A 19936-nucleotide genomic window follows, 5' to 3' on the forward strand; every position below is an offset into this window, starting at 1 on the left:
GTCGCATCGGCGGGCCCGAGAGGGTGCCCGCAGCCACGACCGTAAGGCCACGAGCCGTCAGAAAAGCCTCATGTCACTCTAAAGTGGCAGGTCGTACGGGCGAACGGCATCCTGTACCACCTCTGTAACAGTCCGTCCAGTGACCACAGCGGCCCGGCAGCGGCCCCGGCCGGCCGGTGCCCGTCGAGAACCGCAGGTCGGCAGGCGTACGGCGGGGCGCGGACGGCGCCGTCAGGCGTCCGGGTGGTCGGCCGCGTTGAGCTGACGGACGAGCGGACGGACGGTACGCTCCGCCCGTGTCCTGGAAGCCGCTGCGAGCCCTCAGCCCCCGATCGGTACTCCCTGCCCTGGCCGTGCTGCTGGTGCTCGGAGCCGGGGCTGCCGCGCACGCCAACCGCCCGGTGCCGTTCGGCGACCGGGTGGCCGAGCCCGGCGGCGCGGACGCGAGCCCGGTGAGCGCACAGTCGCTGGACACCGGCTACCTGGAGCTCAAGGTCGGGCCCGGCCTGGAGGCGTACGACCGGACCACCGGCCAGCACAGCTGGTCCTACCGCCGCGAGGGCGCCACCGCGCTGCACCTGGCCATGGCCGGCGAGAGCGCCGTCGTGGTCTGGGACGACGGCCTGGTCACCTCCGTCCGGCCGAGCGACCACGAGGTCCGCTGGCACCGCGCCGTCCCGGGCCTGAGCGACTGGCTGCACGGCGAGGGCGAGAGCGGCGCGGCCACCCGTACCGAGACCGAGCGCCGCGAGATCGCGCTGCAGCGGGCCGCCGCGGCGCTGCAGCCCGTGATCGAGGACGAGCCCTGGGTTGCCGTGGTGACCCCGGCGCTGACCATGGGCTTCCGGGACCGGGACGGCGACCTGCGGTTCAACTCCCGCCCGCTCGCCGGCTGCTCCTACGACCCCCTGCGCGCCGTGCACACCGACAACGCCGTGCTGGTGCCGCGCAGCTGCACGGGGACGAACAGCTCGGGCCACCCGCTGCCCGGTGGCATCACCGGCTTCCGGCTCAACGCCCACGGTTGGCAGCTCAACGCGGGGCCCGCCGTGGTCCTGCAGCGCGTGGACGCGTACCGGGTCGCCATCGACGACGGCCCGATCGTCGGCAGCCGGGTCTTCGACACCCGCCAGGGCGCCCCCGAGACCGTCTGCGGCGGTCCGGCGGCCCCCTTCGCGGCCGTGAAGCCGCACAGCGTGTGCCCTACGCCCACGAGCTAGGACAGGATCGGGCACCACAGGGGCGCGGGGAACTGCGCGAGACCGGAAGGCACCGACCCGTGCCCTACCGCTTCGCGCAGTTCACCGCGCCCCTGTCATTACCCCGCTGCCTACTTAATCGGCCGGGCCGCCTCGCCGGTCCCGGTAGACTGACCCGTATGGCTGTTCTCTCCGGGCATTAGCGGGCAGGCGGCGAGGCCCTTCGAGGCCCGCCGGACTCCGAGCGCTGCCCCTTCCCCGCTGTCCCGGCCCTGTGACTCGTCCAGGTGCCCGCTTACGTCCCAGGAGCTTCCACAGCCATGATTTCCGCCAATGCCCTTGAGCTGCGCGCCGGTGCCCGCATCCTGATCGAGTCCGCCAGCTTCCGGATCGCCCCGGGCGACCGGATCGGTCTGGTCGGCCGCAACGGCGCCGGCAAGACCACCCTCACCAAGGTGCTGGCCGGTGAGGGCCTGCCGGCCGGCGGCACGGTCACCAAGTCCGGCGAGGTCGGCTACCTCCCGCAGGACCCCCGTACCGGCGACCTGGACGTGCTGGCCCGCGACCGCATCCTCTCCGCCCGCGGCCTGGACACCGTCCTGCGCAAGATGCGCGAGAACGAGGAGCGGATGGCCAACGGCAAGGGTGCCACCCGCGACAAGGCGATGAAGAAGTACTCCACGCTGGAGACCGAGTTCCTCACCAAGGGCGGGTACGCCGCCGAGGCCGAGGCCGCCACCATCGCCGCCGCCCTCGGCCTGCCGGACCGCATCCTGGCCCAGCCGCTGCACACCCTCTCCGGTGGTCAGCGCCGCCGCGTCGAGCTGGCCCGGATCCTCTTCTCGGACGCCGACATCCTGCTGCTCGACGAGCCCACCAACCACCTCGACGCCGACTCGATCGCCTGGCTGCGCGACTTCCTCAAGACGTACAAGGGTGGCTTCATCGTCATCTCCCACGACGTCGAGCTGGTCGACACGGTCGTCAACAAGGTCTTCTACCTGGACGCCAACCGCGCCGCCATCGACGTCTACAACATGGGCTGGAAGCAGTACCAGCAGCAGCGCGAGGACGACGAGAAGCGCCGCAAGCGCGAGCGGGCCAACGCCGAGAAGAAGGCGGCCACCCTCAACTCGCAGGCCGACAAGATGCGTGCCAAGGCGACCAAGACGGTCGCGGCGCAGAACATGGCCCGCCGCGCCGAGAAGCTGCTCGCCGGCCTCGACCAGGTGCGGGTGTCCGACAAGGTCGCCAAGCTGCGCTTCCCGGACCCGGCCCCGTGCGGGAAGACCCCGCTGACGGCCGCAGGCCTCTCCAAGTCGTACGGCTCGCTGGAGATCTTCACCGATGTGGGCCTGGCGATCGACCGCGGCTCCCGGGTCGTCATCCTCGGCCTCAACGGCGCGGGCAAGACCACCCTGCTGCGGATGCTGGCGGGTGTGGAGCAGCCGGACACCGGAGAGGTGATCCCGGGCCACGGCCTCAAGATCGGCTACTACGCCCAGGAGCACGAGACGCTCGACCCCGAGCGCACCGTCCTGGAGAACATGCGTTCCGCCGCACCGGACACCGACCTGGTGCAGATCCGCAAGATCCTCGGCTCCTTCCTCTTCTCCGGCGACGACGTCGACAAGCCGGCCGGGGTCCTCTCCGGTGGCGAGAAGACCCGGCTGGCCCTGGCCTCGCTGGTGGTCTCCAGCGCCAACGTGCTGCTGCTCGACGAGCCCACCAACAACCTCGACCCGGCCAGCCGTGAGGAGATCCTCGGCGCGCTGCGCTCGTTCAGCGGCGCGGTGGTCCTGGTCACCCACGACGAGGGCGCGGTCGACGCACTCCAGCCCGAGCGGATCATCCTGCTGCCGGACGGCGTCGAGGACCTCTGGAGCCCGGCTTACGCGGACCTGGTCTCCCTGGCGTGACCCCGCAGTAGACGCGGAATCAGCTGTCCGGCGTAGAAAATCTCATCCTTGGCGGACGCCGGGAATGGGAGACTCCGGGATTCCGTTTGAGTGGGTTCACCCTCGGCCGGCCGCCGTTCGGCGGTCGGGCCGCCCGTGCTGATCAGCTATTTCGTCCCGCCCGCCGCCCTCGGCCGGGGGCGCGTGCACCCAGCGTGAGCGCCCTTGTGCACTGTGAGCACCACCGGCAGACTGCGCTTTCCCGGTATCGACCTTGTCGAATGGGTGGCCAGGAGCCTGGCTATGGGTGATCATGGGAATCTGACCGAGCACAGCTACGAGGAGGCACGGGTGGCCGAGACTCTGAAAAAGGGCAGCCGGGTGACCGGTGCCGCGCGTGAGAAGCTGGCGGCCGATCTCAAGAAGAAATACGACTCCGGGGCGAGCATTCGCGCGCTGGCGGAGGAGACCGGTCGTTCCTACGGCTTCGTGCACCGCATGCTGAGCGAGTCCGGAGTGATCCTCCGGGGCCGCGGCGGTGCCACGCGGGGCAAGAGCAAGACCGCTGCAGTAGCGGGTTCCTGACTGACCATCATGCCGGCGGGCGGTCCGACCTCAGAGCAGACCCTGTCCGGTCGAGGTCGCCATGCCGGTTGCTGAGTGACCCGGCGAAGCGCCGAATCCCCCACGACACGTGGGACCCCCACCACGCGTGAGAGTGCACAGCAGGTGAGGCTGTGCAGTAGTAGCAGAGCAGCAGCAGCCAACAGCTTGAGACGACTCGGCGGCCGGGGACATCCGGGCCGCCGAGCGTCGTTTCCCGCCGACTCGCCGTTCCGACGGGGAGCCCTGTCCAGTCGGGGCCAGTTTTGTTACTCTCCAGTAGCTCTACTGCCCCTCTGCTGGAGGTACGTCATGACCGCCCCTGCCCTCGAGCCCGACCCGCAGCTGTGGGAGCAGGCCGGAGTCCGGCTCGAACTCGACGGCGAGACCGCCGTGGTGACACTCTGTCAGCCCAAGCGGCGCAATGCCCAGTCCCCGGCCATGTGGAGGGCGCTGGCCGCCGTGGGCCGCTCCCTGCCCGGCACCGTGCGCGTCGTGGTGCTGCGGGCCGAGGGAGTCTCGTTCTCGGCCGGGCTCGACCGGGCGATGTTCACCCCGGAGGGAATCCCCGGCGAGCGGAACTTCCTGCAGCTCGCCGCGGCCGAGGACAAGGACGTCGACGAGACCATTGCCGGCTTCCAGGAGGCCTTCACCTGGTGGCGCCGCCCGGATCTGATCAGCATCGCGGCCGTCCAGGGGCACGCGGTGGGCGCGGGCTTCCAGCTCGCGCTCGGCTGTGACCTGCGGGTGGTCGCCGAGGACGTCCAGTTCTCCATGAAGGAGACCTCGCTGGGCCTCGTCCCCGATCTGGCCGGTACGAAGCCGCTGATCGAGCTGGTCGGCTACGCGCGAGCTCTGGAGATCTGTGCGACCGGCCGCTGGGTGGGCGCCGAGGAGGCTGTCGCCACCGGTCTGGCGAACCTCGCCGTCCCGGCTGCCGAGCTGGACGCCGCCGTACGCGATCTGGCCGCCGCGCTGCTGGCGGCCCCGCGCAACGCGGTGATCGAGACCAAGGCGCTGCTGCAGGGCGCGGGCGGACGCTCCTACGACGAGCAGCGGTCCGCCGAACGGGCGGCGCAGGCCCGCCGGATGCGTGACCTCGCCGGCCTCGGCGACTGATCGGAAGACGCGGCAGGCAGGGCCCGACCCGGGAGGGTCGGGCCCTTGCGCGTTCCTGCCCCCTTTTTCGGCGCGCGGGTTTCGTGGCGGAATGTCAGAGTTGGGCTGATTTGCGATATAGCTGGACGGGAAACCACAGGAGCCCACCGTGCCCGACACCCCGACCCCCGCCGATCTGCAGAAGAACGTCGAACACAAGACCGCCGCGCAGCCGGGCGCCACCGCCACCGCCGCCACCACCCCCAAACCCTCGCCGGAGCGGGGCCGCACCGTGCTCGCGGTCGGTGTCGTCGAGAAGATCGCCGGCATGGCCGCGCGCGAGATCTCCGGCATCCACGCCCTGGGCTCCGGGCTCACCCGCACCTTCGGGGCGATGCGCGACCGGGTGCCGGGCAGCAAGTCGAGCATCGGGCGCGGTATCAAGGCCGAGGTCGGCGAGAAGCAGACGGCCATCGACATCGCCCTGGTCGTCGAGTACGGCGTGGTCATCCCGAAGCTGGCCGCCGCGGTGCGGGAGAACATCATCGCGGCGGTGGAGCGGATGACCGGCCTCGAGGTGGTCGAGGTCAACATCGCCGTCAACGACGTCCACCTGCCGGACGAGCCGGACGTCGAAGAGGAAGAGGAAGAGACCACCGGCCCCGGCCAGCGCCGCAGGCTGCAGTAGGACCAGCGGAAGAGGAGCAGCGGATGAATCTTGCCCTGATCGGCCTGGTGGTCGGGATGGCCCTGGGCTTCGCGGGCTACTTCGGCGGATTCGCCGCCTTCCTCCTGGTCGGCGTGCTCGGTGCGGTCGGCTTCGTGGTCGGCCGGCTGCTGGAGGGGGACATCGAACTCGGCGAGCTGGGTGACCTGTTGCGCGGCCGCGACCGGCGGCGTTGATGGCGGCAACGGGCACGGTCGTCGCCCAGCGGGGCACCCTGCAGATCGCCGACCGGGTGTTCACCAAGATCGCCGGCCGGGCGGCCCAGGACGTACTGGCCGCCGCCTGGGCCGGGCGCGCCGAGCGGGGCCGCACGCCCAAGGTCTCGGTCACGGTGTCCGGTGGGGCGGCCAGGCTCACCCTCGGTGTGGAGCTGCCCTTCCCGGCGGATCTGTCCGAGCTGGCGCTGGCGGTCCAGGCGGCGGTGACGGAGCAGGTGACGGAGCTGACCGGTACGCGGGTCACCGGTGTCGCGGTGCTGGTCGAGCGGCTGGTCCCGGCGGGGGCCGCGAGGTGACGGCCGGCCTGCCCCAGCCCGAAGAGGTTCCCGGGTTCGAGGAGATTCCCGAGCCCGTTCCCGTCCAGGGGCCGAGGTCGGCCCGGACGGCCGCGGCGGCCGTGGTCGCGACCGCCGTGCTGGTGATCGGCGGCGCGCTGCTCTACGACGTGATCGCGGTACGGACCGGACACCAGGCCCGCCCCTGGCGGGCCAAGCTCGCGCACGAGCTGGCGACCCGTCACCTGGACGATCCCTGGGTGCTGACCGGTGCGGGCATCGCCGTCCTGCTCGGCGTCTGGCTGTGCGTGCTGGCCTTCACCCCCGGGATGCGCCGCTGGCTGCCGCTGCGGCAGGAGGGCGCCGTGATCGACCGCTCGGGGGTGGCCGCCCTGATCACCGCCCGTGCCGAGGAGCTCCCGGGCGTGGATTCCGTCGCTGTCCGGGTCCGGCAGAACCGTACCCGGGTCACCGTCACCGGTGCCGCCGACCCCGCGGGCGTCCAGCGCGCGCTCCGGGCCGAGCTGGCCCGCATCCCGCTGGCCGGCCCGAACCAGCTCGACGTCCGCGCCCACCGGCCGGGGAGGCACCACTGATGAGCCGATCCGCCGTCAACAGGTCGATGCTGGCCGTCGCCGGCCTGGTACTGCTGGTCGCCGGGGTGCTGGTGCTGGCCGGGGGCCTGGATCTGTACGGGCGGCTTCACCTGGACATGCCCCAGGGGTGGCCGCTCACCTCGCCGGACCAGCCGGTGGTCAGCTACGCCTCCCGTACCCGGTGGACGGACAAGGCCTGGTGGTGGCCGACCGTGATCACGGTGCTCGTGCTCGCCGTCGCCGGAGCGCTCTGGTGGCTCTTCGCCCAGCTGCACCGCAGCGGACCCAGCACGGTCACACTGCCGGCCCCGGGCGCCGGCCTGGTGCTGCGCCTGCGCACCAGTGCGCTGGAGGACGCGCTCGAGACCGAGACCATCGCCCTGCCCGAGGTGGCGCGGGTCCGGGTGAAGCTGACCGGGGGGTCGAGGAGGCCGCTGGTGCGGGCGGCGGTCCGGCTGGAGGCGGGCGGCGGGCCGGCCGGGCTGGTGGAGCGGTTCCACACTGGACCGCTGGCGCACGCCAGGGACAGTCTGGGCCTGCCGGAGCTGCCCGCCGAGCTGCGCCTCGGGGTGGCGGGCAGGCGCCGCGCCACCCCGAGGCACCCCCGGGTGCTGTGACCCCTGCTCAGAGCGCGCGCAGTGCCCCGCCGTCCACCGGCACCATCACGCCGGTCAGGTACGAGGCCGCCGGTGACAGCAGGAAGGCCGCGACCCTGCCGAACTCCTCCGGCGTGCCGTAGCGGCCGAGCGGGATCGTCGCGTTGGCACGCGCCCTGGCGGCCTCGGCGTCTCCGCTCAGGCCGTCCAGCTCGCGCAGCCGGTCGGTGGCGATCCGGCCGGGCAGCAGGCCCAGCACCCGGATGCCGCGCGGGCCCAGCTCGTCCGCGAGGGACTTGGCGGCCATCGCCAGGCCCGGCCGCAGGCCGTTGGAGATCCCGAGGCCGGGGATCGGCTGGCGCACCGAGCTGGAGAGCACGAAGGCGATCACGCCGCCCTCGCCGAGGACGCCGGCCGCCGTCCGGGCGAGCCGGAGCGCACCCAGGAAGACCGACTCGAACGCGCTGCGCCAGGCCTCGTCCTCGGCCAGCACCACCGGCCCCGCGGCCGGGCCGCCGACGCTGATCAGCACCCCGTCGAGCCGTCCGAAGGTCTGCCGGGCCGCCTCGACCAGCCGGCCCGCGGCCGCCGGGTCGGCGTTGTCGGCCACCACGCCGTGCGCGTGCTCCGGGCCGCCGAGCTCGGCGACGGCCGCGTCGACCGACTCCTTGGAGCGGCCGCTGAGCACCACCCGGGCGCCGTCCGCGACCAGTTCGCGTGCGGAGGCAAGCCCGAGCCCACGGGTGGCGCCGGTCACTACGTACACCTTGTACTGCAGTCCGAGATCCATGGGGACATATTGCCTGGTCCGGCAGCCCTGAGTGGAGTCCGTCTCACTGACGGATCGACAGTTGACGGAGAGCAACAGTTAGGGAAACCTAACCTTGCTTTGCCCGTCCTTCCCTCGGTTCGGCCACCCTCGCCCGGAGTCTCACATGTCTGAATTCGACCAGTTCGCCCCGATGCAGGGGCGCACGGTCCGGTGCGCCGCGGTGTCCGTCGGGATCTGTGTGCTCTGGGCGGCGAGCGCCTGGGTGGCCTCGCATCTGCACGCCGACCCCTCGCTGCACATGGCGGCACTCTTCATCCACCTGGCCTCGCTGGTGCTCGGGCTCGGCGCGGTGCTGGCCATCGACTACTACGGGCTGCTCTGGCTGCTCGGGCAGCGGACACTGCGTCAGGTGGTCGACTTCACCTCCCCGCTGCACGTCCCGGTCTGGGGCGGTCTGGCCGGGCTGACGATGAGCGGCATCCTGCTGGAGCCGAGCCTCGACTCGGGACTCACCTGGCTGAAGCTGCTGCTCGTCCTGCTGATAGCCCTGAACGGCGTGCACGCCACCGTGCTGCACCGCAGCCTGGAGGAGAACGGCGCGAACCCCCCGTCGCAGCGCCTGCTGGTGCGCGGCGCGGTCTCCGCACTGGTCTCGCAGGCCGGCTGGTGGGGATCCGTCCTGATCGGCTTCTACAACACCCAGCACTGACCAGCTGCGCACCGATCAGGTTTGGGCATCCCAGGGGCGCGGGGAACTGCGCGAGATCGGAAGGTACCGGCCTGTAGCCTCCCGCCTCGCGCAGTTCCCCGCGCCCCTGGGGTTGGCCCGCCCTTGCACCGAGCCCCCGGGGCCTAAGCCGGCAGCAGCTCCTCGGCCTCGGGGGCCGACTGCTCCTTGGCCTCGCGGCGCGCCAGGACCCACAGACCCACCGGCACCAGGGCGGCGAAGAGCCACCACTGGACGGCGTACGCGAGGTGCGGGCCGATGTCGGAGTGGTTGGGCTCGGGCAGCAGCTCGGGGGACGTGCCCGCCGGCGGGGTGGAGCCGACCAGCTCCAGGTAGCCGCCGAGCAGGGCGGCCCCGGTCGCCTTGGCCTGCTGGGTGCTGTTGATCAGCTTGAACTGCCGGTCCGGCAGCCCGCCCCGGTCCCGGATCCCGCTGCCGGCGCTGGTCTCGTCGGCCCGCAGCCGGCCCGTCACCGTGACCTGGCCGCTCGGCGGCGCCGGGACGGACGGATAGCTGGTGGCGTCGCCGGGGGAGTCCACCCAGCCCCGGTTCACCAGGACCTCGCCCTTGCCGTCGGCCAGTCTGAGCGGGGTGACCACGAAGTACCCGATGCTGCTCCCGCCGGGCTCCGTCCGGCTCCGGATGACGAACTCGTGCGCCACGTCGTACTCCCCGACCGCCGTCACGGCCCGCCAGGTCAGGCCGGTCGGCACGGTGTAGCCGGGCGAGGAGAGGCTGTCGAAGGCGACGGGCCGGTCGGTCAGGTTCCGCGCAATGAGCTCGTTGCGCGCCACCCGGGCCTCGTGACGGTGCAGCTGCCAGAAACCCAGCCGGATCATGGTGGGGATCAGCAGCAGGGCGATCAGCGTGATGATCGCCCAGCGCCGGGAGAGCAGAAATCGGTACACAACGGCACGCTACGCCCACACCCCTCGCCGGTCAGACACCGGGGTGCGGCGCGACCTCGCGGAGCAGGTGCAGGAAGGCGTCCTCGCCGACCACCGGCGTGCCGTACTCGCGCGCCTTCCGTGCCTTGCCGCTCCAGCTGTCCGGCTCGTTGGTGACCAGCAGGCTGGTCAGCCGGCTCACCGAGGTCGCGATGTGCAGCCCCGCCTCCACCGCACGGTCCTCCAGCAGCTCGCGGTCGGTCGCGGTGTCCCCGGTGATCGCCACCCGCATGCCCTGCATCAGCGGCCTGCCGTCCTCCCAGCGCCCCGGGTTCGGGTACGGGCAGGGCGGCCGCTTCTTGGCGGCCCGGTACGAGGAGCTGTACGAGCCGCGGCTCGGGGCGGCCGGGCCGTCCTCGCCCAGGTCGGTGACGGCCACACAGGTGGTCAGCGGCAGCGGGATGCCCCCCTGCCTGGCCAGGTGCAGGCTGGGCCGGAAGGCCTCGGCCAGCACCCGGGCGTCGTCCAGCGCGTTGTGCGCGTGCCGCTGCTGCACGCCGAAGTAGGCGGCCAGCGAGGCCAGCTTGCCGTTGGGCAGCGGCAGCCCGAGGTCGCGCGAGAGCACCATGGTGCAGAGCCGGTGCTCGACCGGGGCGCGCAACCCGGCGCGTGAGTACTCGCGCGAGATCATGTTCCAGTCGAAGAGCGCGTTGTGCGCCACCATCACCCGCCCGCGCAGCCGCTCGCCGAGCTCGGCCGCGATCTCCGGGAAGGTCGGTGCCCCCTCCAGTGCCTCGCTGGTCAGGCCGTGGATCCAGGTCGGCCCCGGGTCCCGCTCCGGGTTCACCAGCGTGTACCAGTGGTCGGTGACCTCGCCGTGCCCGTCCAGCTGGTACACACCGGCCGAGATGACCCGGTCCGAACGGCCGAGCCCGGTGGTCTCGACGTCGACCACGGCGAAGCCCTGGCTGTGCTCGGCGGTGCGCTGCGCCGGGAACGGCACTGCCCATGCGGAGTCGTCCCTCGGTGACTGGATCGCGTGCATGGTCAAACAGCTTAAGGGCGCCCGCCCACAGCAATGGTCGAGCCGGCCTGCCGCAGTGGCGTACGCGACATTTCGACAGGGCGTGCGCCGGACCCCGGAATAGAGTGGGCGAGGGGATGGTCGTACACCCAGCCGAACGTTTCTCCCAGGTCGCCGGTACCCCTCCGGCGGCAGACCCCGCACTAAGGAAGACCCCTCATGCGTGCCACCGTGATCCACGGCCCGAACGACATCCGGATCGAGGAGGTGCCCGACCCGCAGATCCAGCGGCCCACCGACGCGGTGGTCCGCGTGGTCAACGCCTGTATCTGCGGCAGCGACCTCTGGGCGTACCGGGGTGTGGCCGCCCGGGTGGCCGGTCAGCGGATCGGTCACGAGTTCCTCGGCATCGTCGAGGAGGTCGGCTCCGAGGTGTCCGGCTTCAAGCCCGGTGACTTCGTGGTCGCGCCGTTCGTCTGGTCCGACGGGGTCTGCGAGTTCTGCCGCGAGGGTCTGCAGACCTCCTGCCCGCACGGCGGTTTCTGGGGCGAGGTCGGCTCCGACGGCGGTCAGGGCGAGGCCGTGCGAGTCCCGTACGCCGACGGCACGCTCGTCCAGCTGCCCAAGGAGGCCGCCGGCGACGAGAAGCTGCTGCCCGGGCTGCTGGCGCTCTCCGACGTCATGAGCACCGGTCACCACGCGGCCGTCTCGGCCGGCGTCCGCCCGGGTGCGACCGTCGCCGTCGTCGGTGACGGCGCCGTCGGCCTGTGCGGCGTGCTCGCCGCGCACCGGCTCGGCGCCGCCCGGATCATCGCGCTGGGCCGCCACCAGGTCCGTACCGACATCGCCCGCAAGTTCGGCGCCACCGACGTGGTCGCCGAGCGCGGGGAGGCCGCGATCGAGGCGGTCAAGGAGCTGACCGGCGGTCAGGGCGCCCACGCCGTCCTGGAGGCCGTCGGCACCGAGGAGTCGATGCGCACCGCGATCTCGATCGCCCGCGACGGCGGCGCGGTCGGCTACGTCGGCGTGCCGCACGGCGGCAGCGCGGGCGTCGACATCGCCCAGATGTTCGGCCGCAACCTCACCCTCGGCGGCGGTGTGGCCCCCGCCCGCGCGTACATCCCCGAGCTGCTCCCCGACGTGCTGGCCGGCCGGATCGACCCGGGCCTGGTCTTCGACCGCACCGTCAACCTGGACGGCGTGCCGGACGGCTATCGGGCGATGGACGACCGCTCGGCGCTGAAGGTCCGTATCACCTTCTGACGGCTGCTCAGGAAGACCGGCGCCACCCTTGGTGCCGGTCTTCTGCTGTCTCCTGATCGGTTTTCGGTCAGATCGTGCACATGCCGTGGCCAAGTACTGTTCGGGGCTGCCGGGCCCCTCTAGCATGCAGCGGCACCTGCGACTGTGACGCCCCTCACGTCCGATCGTTCCACCTGTGCACCCGTAGACGTCAGGAGACACCGAGTGGACACCCCGCCGCCCGCCGAGACGGTCCCCACAGAAGTCCGAGGCATCGAGGAGACCGAGGAGTTCCGCTCGCTGCGCGGCTCCTTCCGAGGCTTCGCCTTCCCCGTGACCGCAGGATTCATCCTCTGGTACCTGCTGTATGTGCTGCTCTCCAGCTACGCGCCCGCGTTCATGGCCACCAAGGTGTTCGGCCACATCAACGTCGCGCTCCTGCTCGGCCTGCTGCAGTTCGCCAGCACCTTCGCCATCGCCGCCTGGTACGCCCGTTACGCGGACCGCCGGCTCGACCCGCCGGCCGCCGCCATCCGCGACCGCGCCATCCGCGACCGCGCCGTCAGGGAGGCAGCCGAATGACCGCCCTCGCCACCGCCGCCACCGAGCACCGCGGCCTGACCATGACCCTGTTCGGCGTCTTCGTGCTCGCCACCCTCGGCATCACGATCTGGGCCGGACGCCAGACCAGGGACGCCGCCGACTTCTACGCCGGCGGCCGCGGCTTCACCGGCTTCCAGAACGGCCTGGCCATCTCCGGCGACTACATGTCGGCGGCCTCCTTCCTCGGCATCGCCGGCGCCATCGCGCTCTTCGGCTACGACGGGTTCCTCTACTCGATCGGCTTCCTGGTCGCCTGGCTGGTCGCGCTGCTGCTGGTCGCCGAGCCGCTGCGCAACTCCGGCCGCTACACCATGGCCGACGTGCTCGCCTTCCGGATGCGCCAGCGCCCGGTCCGTACCGCCGCGGGCATCTCGACCATCGTGGTGTCGATCTTCTACCTGCTGGCCCAGATGGTCGGCGCGGGCTCGCTGGTCGCCCTGCTGCTCGGCGTCAGCGGAGACGGCGCCAAGCGCTGGACCATCGTCGCCGTGGGCGCCCTGATGGTCATCTACGTCGCCATCGGCGGGATGAAGGGCACCACCTGGGTGCAGATCGTCAAGGCCGTCCTGCTGATCGCCGGCACCGCGCTGATGACCGTCCTGGTGCTCGCCAAGTACCACTTCAACATCTCCAGCCTGCTCGGCGCCGCCGCCGACGCCAGCGGCAAGGGCTCCGCGTTCCTGGAACCCGGCCTCAAGTACGGCACCACCGGCACCACCAAGCTGGACTTCATCAGCCTCGGCATCGCCCTGGTCCTCGGCACCGCCGGGCTCCCGCACATCCTGGTGCGCTTCTACACCGTGCCCACCGCCAAGGCCGCCCGGAAGTCGGTGCTCTGGGCGATCGGCATCATCGGCGGCTTCTACCTGATGACCCTGGCGCTCGGCTTCGGCGCCGCCGCCCTGGTCGGCCCCAAGGTGATCAAGGCCTCCAACGCGGCCGGCAACACCGCCGCCCCGCTGCTCGCCGAGAAGCTCGGCGGGGGCGCGGGCTCCACCGGCGGAGCCGTCCTGCTCGCGGTGATCTCCGCCGTCGCCTTCGCCACCATCCTGGCCGTGGTCGCCGGGCTCACCCTGGCCTCGTCCGCCTCCTTCGCCCATGACCTGTACGCCAACGTCATCCGGCGCGGGCGCGCGAGCGAGAAGGAGGAGGTCCGCTCGGCCAAGCTGGCCGCCGTGGCGATCGGCGCGGTGGCGATCGTGCTGGCGCTGTTCGCGGACAAGCTCAACACCGCCGCCCTGGTCGCCCTGGCCTTCGCGGTGGCCGCCTCGGCGAACCTGCCGACGCTGCTGTACTCGCTCTTCTGGAAGCGCTTCACCACCGTCGGCGCGGTCAGCTCGGTCTACGCCGGTCTGATCACCTCGGTCACCCTGGTGTTCTTCTCCACCGTGGTCTCCGGGGGCAAGAACTCGCTCTTCCCGCACAGCGACTTCCACTGGTTCCCGCTGGAGAACCCCGGCCTGGTCTCCATCCCGGTCGGCTTCCTGGCCGGCTGGATCGGCACCCTGCTCTCGAAGGAGACCGCCGACCCCGCGAAGTACGCTGAACTGGAGGTCCGCTCGCTCACCGGACTGGGCGCGCACTGATCCTGCCTGACGGACGGCACCCGCGTGGTGTCCGATCACCCGGATAAGCTGGCCCGGCCCGCCCGTAGCGGCGGCCGGGCCAGTTGCACTCCGGAAAGGGGTCCGTCGTGCTCCTCGACACCTTTGGCCGACAGGCCGTCGACCTGCGGGTCTCCCTCACCGACCGGTGCAACCTGCGCTGCACCTACTGCATGCCCGAAGAGGGCCTGCAGTGGCTGGCCAAGCCCGACCTGCTGACCGACGAGGAGATCGTCCGGCTGGTCACCGTCGCGGTCCGCGACCTGGGCGTCCGGGAGGTCCGTTTCACCGGCGGCGAGCCGCTGCTGCGCCCCGGACTGGTCGGCATCGTCGCCGCCTGCGCCGAGCTGGAGCCCCGCCCCGAGCTCTCCCTGACCACCAACGGCATCGGCCTGGCCCGTACCGCCACCGCCCTCCGGCAGGCCGGCCTGGACCGGGTCAACGTCTCGCTCGACACCCTGGACGCCGACACCTTCTTCACCCTGACCCGCCGCAAGCGCCACCAGGACGTCCTGGACGGCCTGGCCGCCGCCGAGGCCGCCGGCCTCACCCCGGTCAAGCTCAACGCCGTCCTGATGCGCGGCGTCAACGACCACGAGGCCGCCGACCTGCTCGACTGGTGCCTGCAGCACGGGTACGAGCTGCGCTTCATCGAGCAGATGCCGCTGGACGCCCAGCACGGCTGGGACCGCTCCTCGATGGTCACCGCCGAGGAGATCCTGGGCCGCCTGCAGGATCGTTTCTCCCTCACCCCGGAGCCGTCCAGCGTCCGTGGCGCGGCCCCTGCCGAGCGCTGGCTGGTCGAGGGCGGTCCGGCGAGCGTGGGTGTGATCGCCTCGGTGACCCGGCCGTTCTGCCGGGCCTGCGACCGTACCCGGCTCACCGCCGACGGCCAGGTCCGCAACTGCCTCTTCGCCACCGGCGAGACCGACCTTCGGACCGCCCTGAGGTCCGGCGGCAGCGACGCCGAGATCGGCGAGCTGTGGCGGGCCGCGATGTGGGGCAAGAAGGCGGGCGCGGGGATCGACAACCCGGACTTCCTCCAGCCCGAGCGCCCGATGTCCGCCATCGGCGGCTGATGGGGTTCGGCGGAGTTGGACGGGGTTTGACGGGGGCTCAGCCCTGCCAGTCGGCGAAGGCCACGACCTCCTTCAGGAAGCCCCGGACGCCCAGGAACTGGGACAGGTGCTCGCGGTGCTCCTCGCAGGCGAGCCAGGTCTTCCTGCGGTCCGGCGTGTGCAGCTTGGGGTTGTTCCACACCAGCACCCACTCGGCGGGCTTGCGGCAGCCCTTTCCGGAGCAGACCGGCGGGCCCTCGGGGCCTTCCGGGCCACCGAAGAGGCCGAGGGTGGGGGAGTCCATGGTGGGCCGTCCTGAGCGCTTGGGCGGGAGTGTGCACCGCCAGTCTCGCACTCCCGACGGGCCGGCCGGGACGGGCGCCTGGATGCGGGCATGACGACGCCGGGCAGCCACGGGGGGAGCCGCCCGGCGTCGGTCTGTCGCTCCGACGGGGGATGCGGAGCGCGTACGCAGTATGTCACGGCCGGACCCCCGAATGGCTAGCTCTTTCATGATTAATCTGAGCTTGCTCTGAGCTTTCTACCGGTCAAATGACAGCAGAGAATGCCAAACCGGACAGCTTTTCCTGAGGCTTTGTCACTCCTCGGCCGGGGCTCCACCCCCGCCGGTGCCGCCCGGCCCGAGCATCAGCGGCGTCTGCGCGGGCACCGCGAAGGTGCTCGGCAGACCGGGCGCCTTCTCCCGCCCGGCGTTGGCGAGCAGGACGGCGAAGTACGGCAGCAGGACCCCGCCGACGAGGGCCACGTACGCCACGTAGCGCTGGATGTCCCACATGACGACGGCGAGGACCACGCACGCCGTACGGACCAGCATCGAGATCACGTAGCGCCGCTGGCGCCCCCGGACATCCTCCGAGAGGCTGCTGCGTGCTCCGGTGATCCGGAACACCTGCCCGCTCTTGCCCATGTTCTACCGCCCTCGTCAGCACCCGTACCCTCGCCGGACACGGCCATCTCACGGTACGCCGCACAGGGCCGACGGAGGAGAGCGGGGGAGCCGAATCGCCCGCGAGTGGGCCTAGGAGGCCTGCAGGGTCAGATATTCCGGCGCGACGGTGTCGGTCAGCCACACGCCGTTGGCGCTGACCCGGAAGACATGGCCGGCCGCCGACATCGCGGCGGCGTCGACCACCAGGACGACCGGCCGGCCGTGCCGGGAGCCGACCCGCACGGCGGTCTCGGTGTCCGCGGAGAGATGGACGTCCTGCCGGGACATCGGCCGCAGGCCCTCCTGGAGGATCGCGTCCAGCGCCCGCCCCGTGGTGCCGTGGTACAGCACCGGCGGCGGCTCGGTGGCGGCCAGCCCGAGGTCGACCGCCACCGAGTGGCCCTGGCTCGCCCGGATGGAGAGCCCGTCCTCGGAGTAGGCGAAGCGGCGCTTGTTGTTCGTCTCCACGACGTGGTCCAGCTCGGCCCGGCTCAGCCGGGTGCCGCGCCGGGCAAGGGCCGCGAGCAGGGTGTCGACCCGTACCCAGCCGGCCTCGTCGAGGGTGATGCCGGCCGAGCCGGGGTCGTGCCGCAGGATGCGGGAGAGGGTCTTGGAGGTCTTGACGGTACGTTTCTCGTCCACGGCTCCATGCTCCCAACCGGGCCCCGCCGGCAGCCACCGATTTGCGTGCGGGAAACCACATTGGGCCTTCGGTCGGTGGCCCGGCCGAAGGCCCGATGTGGCTGTACCAATCAGGTCAGGAGGCTTGGCTGACCGAGCTCATGTTGAAGTCCGCCACCCGGACCGGAGGCATCGCGGTACGGGTGAACCAGTCGCCCCACTCGCGCGGCAGGCACTGCTCGGTGCGGCCGACCTCGGTGATCCGGCCCAGCAGGTCCACCGGGGACTCGTTGAACCGGAAGTTGTTCACCGCACCGACCACCTCGCCGTTCTCCACCAGGTAGACGCCGTCCCGGGTGAGCCCGGTGAGCAGCAGCGTCGCCGGGTCGACCTCGCGGATGTACCAGAGGCAGGTGAGCAGCAGCCCGCGCTCGGTGCGGGCGATCATCTCGTCCAGCGTCGGGGCGGCGGCCTGGTCGGCTGTCTCCAGCACCAGGTTGTCCACCGGCGGGGTGAGCGGGAGGCCGGTCAGGCCCGCCGAGTGACGGGTGGTGAGCAGGTTGGCCAGCTCGCCGTCGCGGATCCAGTCGGTGGCGGTGAGCGGCAGTCCGTTGTCGAAGACCGAGCTGTCCTCGCCGGAGGAGTGCGTGAGCACGAAGGGCGCGGCCTGCAGGCCCGCCTCGGCCGGGTCGGAGCGCAGGGTCAGCGGCAGTGGGCTGAGCTTCTCGCCGACCCTGGTCCCTCCGCCCGGCTTGCTGAAGACCGTCTTGCCCTCGGCGGCGTCCCGGCCGCCTGAGGACCAGCTGAGGTAGATCAGCAGGTCGGCGACGGCGGTGGGCGGCAGCAGCGTCTCGTACCGGCCGGCGGGCAGGTCGATCCGCTTCTGTCCCCAGGCCAGGCGCTGGGTCAGCTGGGTGTGCAGGGCGGCGACGTCCACGTCCTGGAAGTCCCGGGTGGCGGCGCCCGCCCAGGCCGAGCCGGAGAGGTCGGCGGTCTTGGCGTTGATCTCGACCGAGCCGGTCGGCTGGTCGTGGCGCAGCCGCAGACCGGTGGAGGTGCCGAGGTAACTGCTCGTCACCTCGTGCCGGGCGAAGCCGTACAGCAGCTGGCCGGCCGCGCGGGCCCGGGCGAAGGCCTCGCCGAGGGCCGGGGCGAACTCGGCGAAGACCTCGATCGAGGTCTCGGAGGGAGCCGAGGTGAAGTCGGGGGACGAGGGCCGGGCCTCGACCAGCGGCTGGGCGTCCTCCGCGGGCTCGGCGCCGCGCGCGGCCTCCTCGGCGGCGCGGACCAGGCTCTCCACCTCGTCCAGGGTGACGGCCTCGCGGGCGACCACGCCGGAGGCGGTGCCCTGGGCGCCGTCGACGGTGGCGATCACGGTGAGCCGGCGGCCCCGGGTGACGCCGTTGGTGGTGAGCGCGTTGCCGGCCCAGCGCAGGTTGGCCGTCGACTCCTCGTCGGCGATCACCACGCAGCCGTCGGCGCGGGAGAGTTCGAGGGCGCGCTCGACCAGCTCGTGGGGCTGAATCACGTTCGGATGAATCGCAGTCATCAGTGACCGGCCTCCTGCTGCGTGTTGAGGACGTTGACGTTGCGGAACAGCGCGGACGGGCAGCCGTGGCTGACCGCCGCGACCTGGCCCGGCTGGGCCTTGCCGCAGTTGAACGCACCGCCGAGCACGTACGTCTGCGGGCCGCCGACGGCGCTCATCGAGCCCCAGAAGTCGGTGGTGGTGGCCTGGTAGGCGAAGTCCTTGACCTGCCCGGCCAGGCGGCCGTTCCTGATCGCGTAGGCGCGCTGGCCCGTGAACTGGAAGTTGTAGCGCTGCATGTCGATCGACCAGGAGCGGTCCCCGACGATGTACAGGCCCTTCTCCACGCCCTCGAACAGGCCCTCGGTGTCCGGGCCGCCGGCCACCGGCTGGAGCGAGACGTTGGCCATCCGCTGCACCGGGACGTGGGCGGGGGAGTCGGCGAAGGCGCAGCCGTTGGAGCGGCCGAAGCCCTTCTGCTTCGCCATCGCGCGGTCCAGCTGGTAGCCGACCAGGACACCGTCCTTGACGAGGTCCCAGGACTGGGTGGCCACGCCCTCGTCGTCGTACCCGATGGTGGAGAGGCCGTGCTCGGCGGTGCGGTCGCCGGTGACGTGCATCAGCTCGGAGCCGTACCTGAGCGAGCCCAGCTTGTCGAAGGTGGCGAAGGAGGTGCCCGCGTAGGCGGCCTCGTAGCCGAGCGCGCGGTCCAGCTCGGTGGCGTGGCCGATCGACTCGTGGATCGTGAGCCAGAGGTTGGACGGGTCGATGACCAGGTCGTACCGGCCCGCCTCGACGCTCGGGGCCTTCATCTTCTCGGCCAGCAGCTCGGGGAGCTCGGCGAGTTCGGCGTCCCAGTTCCAGCCGGTCCCGAGCAGGTACTCCCAGCCGCGGCCGACCGGCGGGGCGATGGTGCGCATCGAGTCGAAGGCGCCCGTCCGCTCGTCGACCGAGGTGGCTTCCAGGTGCGGGTGCAGCCGGACGCGCTGCTGGGTGGTGACGGTGCCGGAGGTGTCGGCGTAGAACTTGTTCTCCTGCACCGTCAGCAGGTTGGCCGACACGTGTGACACACCGTCGGCGGCCAGCAGGCGGTTGCTCCAGTCGGCGAGCAGCGCGGTCTTCTCGGCGTCCGGTACGTCGAAGGGGTTGACCTCGTACGAGGAGACCCAGGTCGCGTCGGCGTGGACCGGCTCCTCGGCCAGTTCGACCACGTCCGCCGAGCCGGCCGCCCGGCTGATCCCGCCGGAGAGCCGGGCCACCGCCACCGCCTGCTCGGCGACCCGGGCCGCCGCGTCGGCGGTCAGGTCCACCCCGGCCGCGAAGCCCCAGGCGCCGTCCAGCAGCACCCGGACGGCGAAGCCCAGCTGCACGCTGTCGGAGGAGCCGGACGGGCGGCCGTCGCGCAGCCGCCAGGAGGCGCTGCGGACGCGCTCCAGCCGGAAGTCCGCGTGGGCGGCGCCGAGCTGCTTCGCCCGGCCGAGTGCGGCCTCGGCGAGGGCGTGCAGCGGGTACGCGAGGAACTGCGGATCGACGGCGCGGCCGCGGGGTGTGCCAGCGCTGGATGTCGGCGGCATCGGGCTCCCTGGATCGAGGGTTGCAAGAGCGAGGCGGCCACCTGCACAGAGGTGCCCGCATCGCATCATTGCCTGCCGACTGCCTTTCGGCCAGCAATTAACTCCCGGCCGAGCGTTGCCGGCCGGTCCGGCCCCGA

22 protein-coding genes are annotated in these 19936 nt (G+C 71.9%); 14 read left to right on the forward strand and 8 right to left on the reverse strand.

Annotated elements, in window-relative coordinates; genetic code table 11:
* Positions 1 to 296: 296 nt before the first annotated feature.
* The 9 genes from FB465_RS26125 to FB465_RS26165 all read left to right on the forward strand — a co-directional run bounded on the left by FB465_RS26125 (position 297) and on the right by FB465_RS26165 (position 7231).
* On the forward strand, positions 297 to 1220 hold the full coding sequence (locus FB465_RS26125; RefSeq protein WP_145794356.1) for a PQQ-binding-like beta-propeller repeat protein: 924 nt from the start codon (positions 297 to 299) through the stop codon (positions 1218 to 1220).
* A gap of 299 nt (positions 1221 to 1519) precedes the next feature.
* Positions 1520 to 3118 (forward strand): ABC-F family ATP-binding cassette domain-containing protein, encoded by a 1599-nt coding sequence (locus FB465_RS26130; RefSeq protein ID WP_145794357.1) that lies wholly within the window; start codon positions 1520 to 1522, stop codon positions 3116 to 3118.
* Positions 3119 to 3448: 330 nt separating this feature from the next.
* Positions 3449 to 3682 carry a helix-turn-helix domain-containing protein gene (locus tag FB465_RS26135; RefSeq protein WP_211786009.1) on the forward strand — a complete coding sequence of 78 codons (234 nt, stop codon included), beginning with the start codon at positions 3449 to 3451 and terminating at the stop codon, positions 3680 to 3682.
* Positions 3683 to 4012: 330 nt separating this feature from the next.
* A complete protein-coding gene (locus FB465_RS26140; protein ID WP_145794359.1) occupies positions 4013 to 4819 on the forward strand; it encodes an enoyl-CoA hydratase/isomerase family protein in 807 nt (268 codons plus the stop codon).
* Between the two features lie 148 nt (positions 4820 to 4967).
* On the forward strand, positions 4968 to 5486 hold the full coding sequence (locus FB465_RS26145; RefSeq protein WP_246192845.1) for an Asp23/Gls24 family envelope stress response protein: 519 nt from the start codon (positions 4968 to 4970) through the stop codon (positions 5484 to 5486).
* A gap of 23 nt (positions 5487 to 5509) precedes the next feature.
* Positions 5510 to 5701, forward strand: a complete 192-nt coding sequence (locus tag FB465_RS26150; protein WP_145794361.1) for a hypothetical protein — start codon at positions 5510 to 5512, stop codon at positions 5699 to 5701.
* Positions 5701 to 6039 carry an Asp23/Gls24 family envelope stress response protein gene (locus tag FB465_RS26155; RefSeq protein WP_145794362.1) on the forward strand — a complete coding sequence of 113 codons (339 nt, stop codon included), beginning with the start codon at positions 5701 to 5703 and terminating at the stop codon, positions 6037 to 6039. The genes FB465_RS26150 and FB465_RS26155 overlap by 1 nt, the downstream gene beginning before the upstream one ends.
* Entirely contained in the window at positions 6036 to 6614 is a 579-nt protein-coding gene (locus tag FB465_RS26160; protein WP_145794364.1) for a DUF6286 domain-containing protein, read from the forward strand. Before FB465_RS26155 ends, FB465_RS26160 begins: the two co-directional genes overlap by 4 nt.
* Positions 6614 to 7231: an Asp23/Gls24 family envelope stress response protein gene (locus FB465_RS26165; protein WP_145794366.1), complete on the forward strand. Its 618-nt coding sequence runs from the start codon at positions 6614 to 6616 to the stop codon at positions 7229 to 7231. Before FB465_RS26160 ends, FB465_RS26165 begins: the two co-directional genes overlap by 1 nt.
* A 7-nt stretch (positions 7232 to 7238) precedes the next feature.
* Here FB465_RS26165 and FB465_RS26170 read toward each other — a convergent pair whose 3' ends face one another.
* Positions 7239 to 8000, reverse strand: coding sequence for an SDR family oxidoreductase (locus FB465_RS26170; RefSeq protein ID WP_145794368.1), 762 nt, complete (start codon positions 7998 to 8000; stop codon positions 7239 to 7241).
* Positions 8001 to 8145: 145 nt separating this feature from the next.
* On the opposite strand from FB465_RS26170, the gene FB465_RS26175 reads away from it, so the two are divergent.
* Complete coding sequence (locus tag FB465_RS26175) at positions 8146 to 8691, forward strand: hypothetical protein (protein ID WP_145794370.1); 546 nt, start codon at positions 8146 to 8148, stop codon at positions 8689 to 8691.
* A gap of 143 nt (positions 8692 to 8834) precedes the next feature.
* Here FB465_RS26175 and FB465_RS26180 read toward each other — a convergent pair whose 3' ends face one another.
* Both FB465_RS26180 and FB465_RS26185 read right to left on the reverse strand, forming a co-directional pair.
* On the reverse strand, positions 8835 to 9617 hold the full coding sequence (locus FB465_RS26180) for an SURF1 family cytochrome oxidase biogenesis protein (RefSeq protein WP_145794371.1): 783 nt from the start codon (positions 9615 to 9617) through the stop codon (positions 8835 to 8837).
* Between the two features lie 31 nt (positions 9618 to 9648).
* Positions 9649 to 10641 carry a DEDDh family exonuclease gene (locus FB465_RS26185; protein WP_145794373.1) on the reverse strand — a complete coding sequence of 331 codons (993 nt, stop codon included), beginning with the start codon at positions 10639 to 10641 and terminating at the stop codon, positions 9649 to 9651.
* Between the two features lie 198 nt (positions 10642 to 10839).
* Between FB465_RS26185 and FB465_RS26190 the strand changes: the two genes are divergently transcribed.
* From FB465_RS26190 to moaA, 4 genes are all read left to right on the forward strand, one after another.
* On the forward strand, positions 10840 to 11883 hold the full coding sequence (locus FB465_RS26190) for a zinc-dependent alcohol dehydrogenase family protein (RefSeq protein WP_145794375.1): 1044 nt from the start codon (positions 10840 to 10842) through the stop codon (positions 11881 to 11883).
* A 204-nt stretch (positions 11884 to 12087) separates the two neighbouring features.
* Positions 12088 to 12444 carry a DUF485 domain-containing protein gene (locus tag FB465_RS26195; protein ID WP_145794377.1) on the forward strand — a complete coding sequence of 119 codons (357 nt, stop codon included), beginning with the start codon at positions 12088 to 12090 and terminating at the stop codon, positions 12442 to 12444.
* The gene (locus FB465_RS26200) at positions 12441 to 14051 is read left to right on the forward strand and encodes a solute symporter family protein (protein ID WP_145794379.1); all 1611 of its coding nucleotides are present in this window, start codon (positions 12441 to 12443) and stop codon (positions 14049 to 14051) included. Before FB465_RS26195 ends, FB465_RS26200 begins: the two co-directional genes overlap by 4 nt.
* Positions 14052 to 14158: 107 nt before the next feature.
* Entirely contained in the window at positions 14159 to 15148 is a 990-nt protein-coding gene (gene moaA, locus FB465_RS26205) for a GTP 3',8-cyclase MoaA (RefSeq protein WP_145794380.1), read from the forward strand.
* Positions 15149 to 15185: 37 nt separating this feature from the next.
* Here the strand turns inward: moaA and FB465_RS26210 are convergent, their stop codons facing one another.
* The 5 genes from FB465_RS26210 to FB465_RS26230 form a co-directional block, all read right to left on the reverse strand.
* Positions 15186 to 15431: a hypothetical protein gene (locus FB465_RS26210; protein WP_145794382.1), complete on the reverse strand. Its 246-nt coding sequence runs from the start codon at positions 15429 to 15431 to the stop codon at positions 15186 to 15188.
* Between the two features lie 294 nt (positions 15432 to 15725).
* Positions 15726 to 16055 carry a DUF3099 domain-containing protein gene (locus tag FB465_RS26215; protein WP_145794384.1) on the reverse strand — a complete coding sequence of 110 codons (330 nt, stop codon included), beginning with the start codon at positions 16053 to 16055 and terminating at the stop codon, positions 15726 to 15728.
* 111 nt (positions 16056 to 16166) lie between these two features.
* Complete coding sequence (locus tag FB465_RS26220; RefSeq protein ID WP_145794385.1) at positions 16167 to 16718, reverse strand: RNA 2'-phosphotransferase; 552 nt, start codon at positions 16716 to 16718, stop codon at positions 16167 to 16169.
* 115 nt (positions 16719 to 16833) lie between these two features.
* Positions 16834 to 18246, reverse strand: a complete 1413-nt coding sequence (locus tag FB465_RS26225) for a TldD/PmbA family protein (RefSeq protein ID WP_145794387.1) — start codon at positions 18244 to 18246, stop codon at positions 16834 to 16836.
* Positions 18246 to 19799, reverse strand: coding sequence for a TldD/PmbA family protein (locus FB465_RS26230; protein WP_145794388.1), 1554 nt, complete (start codon positions 19797 to 19799; stop codon positions 18246 to 18248). The genes FB465_RS26225 and FB465_RS26230 overlap by 1 nt, the downstream gene beginning before the upstream one ends.
* Positions 19800 to 19936 lie beyond the last annotated feature (137 nt).

The organism is Kitasatospora atroaurantiaca, from assembly GCF_007828955.1.
Lineage (GTDB): Bacteria > Actinomycetota > Actinomycetes > Streptomycetales > Streptomycetaceae > Kitasatospora > Kitasatospora atroaurantiaca.

Coding starts and splice junctions, on each gene's coding strand:
- FB465_RS26130 (WP_145794357.1), top strand. CDS start 1,520: ATGATTTCCGCCAATGCCCTTGAGCTGCGCGCCGGTGCCCGCATCCTG.
- FB465_RS26140 (WP_145794359.1), top strand. CDS start 4,013: ATGACCGCCCCTGCCCTCGAGCCCGACCCGCAGCTGTGGGAGCAGGCC.
- FB465_RS26150 (WP_145794361.1), top strand. CDS start 5,510: ATGAATCTTGCCCTGATCGGCCTGGTGGTCGGGATGGCCCTGGGCTTC.
- FB465_RS26155 (WP_145794362.1), top strand. CDS start 5,701: ATGGCGGCAACGGGCACGGTCGTCGCCCAGCGGGGCACCCTGCAGATC.
- FB465_RS26165 (WP_145794366.1), top strand. CDS start 6,614: ATGAGCCGATCCGCCGTCAACAGGTCGATGCTGGCCGTCGCCGGCCTG.
- FB465_RS26170 (WP_145794368.1), bottom strand. CDS start 8,000: ATGGATCTCGGACTGCAGTACAAGGTGTACGTAGTGACCGGCGCCACC.
- FB465_RS26175 (WP_145794370.1), top strand. CDS start 8,146: ATGTCTGAATTCGACCAGTTCGCCCCGATGCAGGGGCGCACGGTCCGG.
- FB465_RS26185 (WP_145794373.1), bottom strand. CDS start 10,641: ATGCACGCGATCCAGTCACCGAGGGACGACTCCGCATGGGCAGTGCCG.
- FB465_RS26190 (WP_145794375.1), top strand. CDS start 10,840: ATGCGTGCCACCGTGATCCACGGCCCGAACGACATCCGGATCGAGGAG.
- FB465_RS26200 (WP_145794379.1), top strand. CDS start 12,441: ATGACCGCCCTCGCCACCGCCGCCACCGAGCACCGCGGCCTGACCATG.
- FB465_RS26210 (WP_145794382.1), bottom strand. CDS start 15,431: ATGGACTCCCCCACCCTCGGCCTCTTCGGTGGCCCGGAAGGCCCCGAG.
- FB465_RS26215 (WP_145794384.1), bottom strand. CDS start 16,055: ATGGGCAAGAGCGGGCAGGTGTTCCGGATCACCGGAGCACGCAGCAGC.
- FB465_RS26225 (WP_145794387.1), bottom strand. CDS start 18,246: ATGACTGCGATTCATCCGAACGTGATTCAGCCCCACGAGCTGGTCGAG.
- FB465_RS26230 (WP_145794388.1), bottom strand. CDS start 19,799: ATGCCGCCGACATCCAGCGCTGGCACACCCCGCGGCCGCGCCGTCGAT.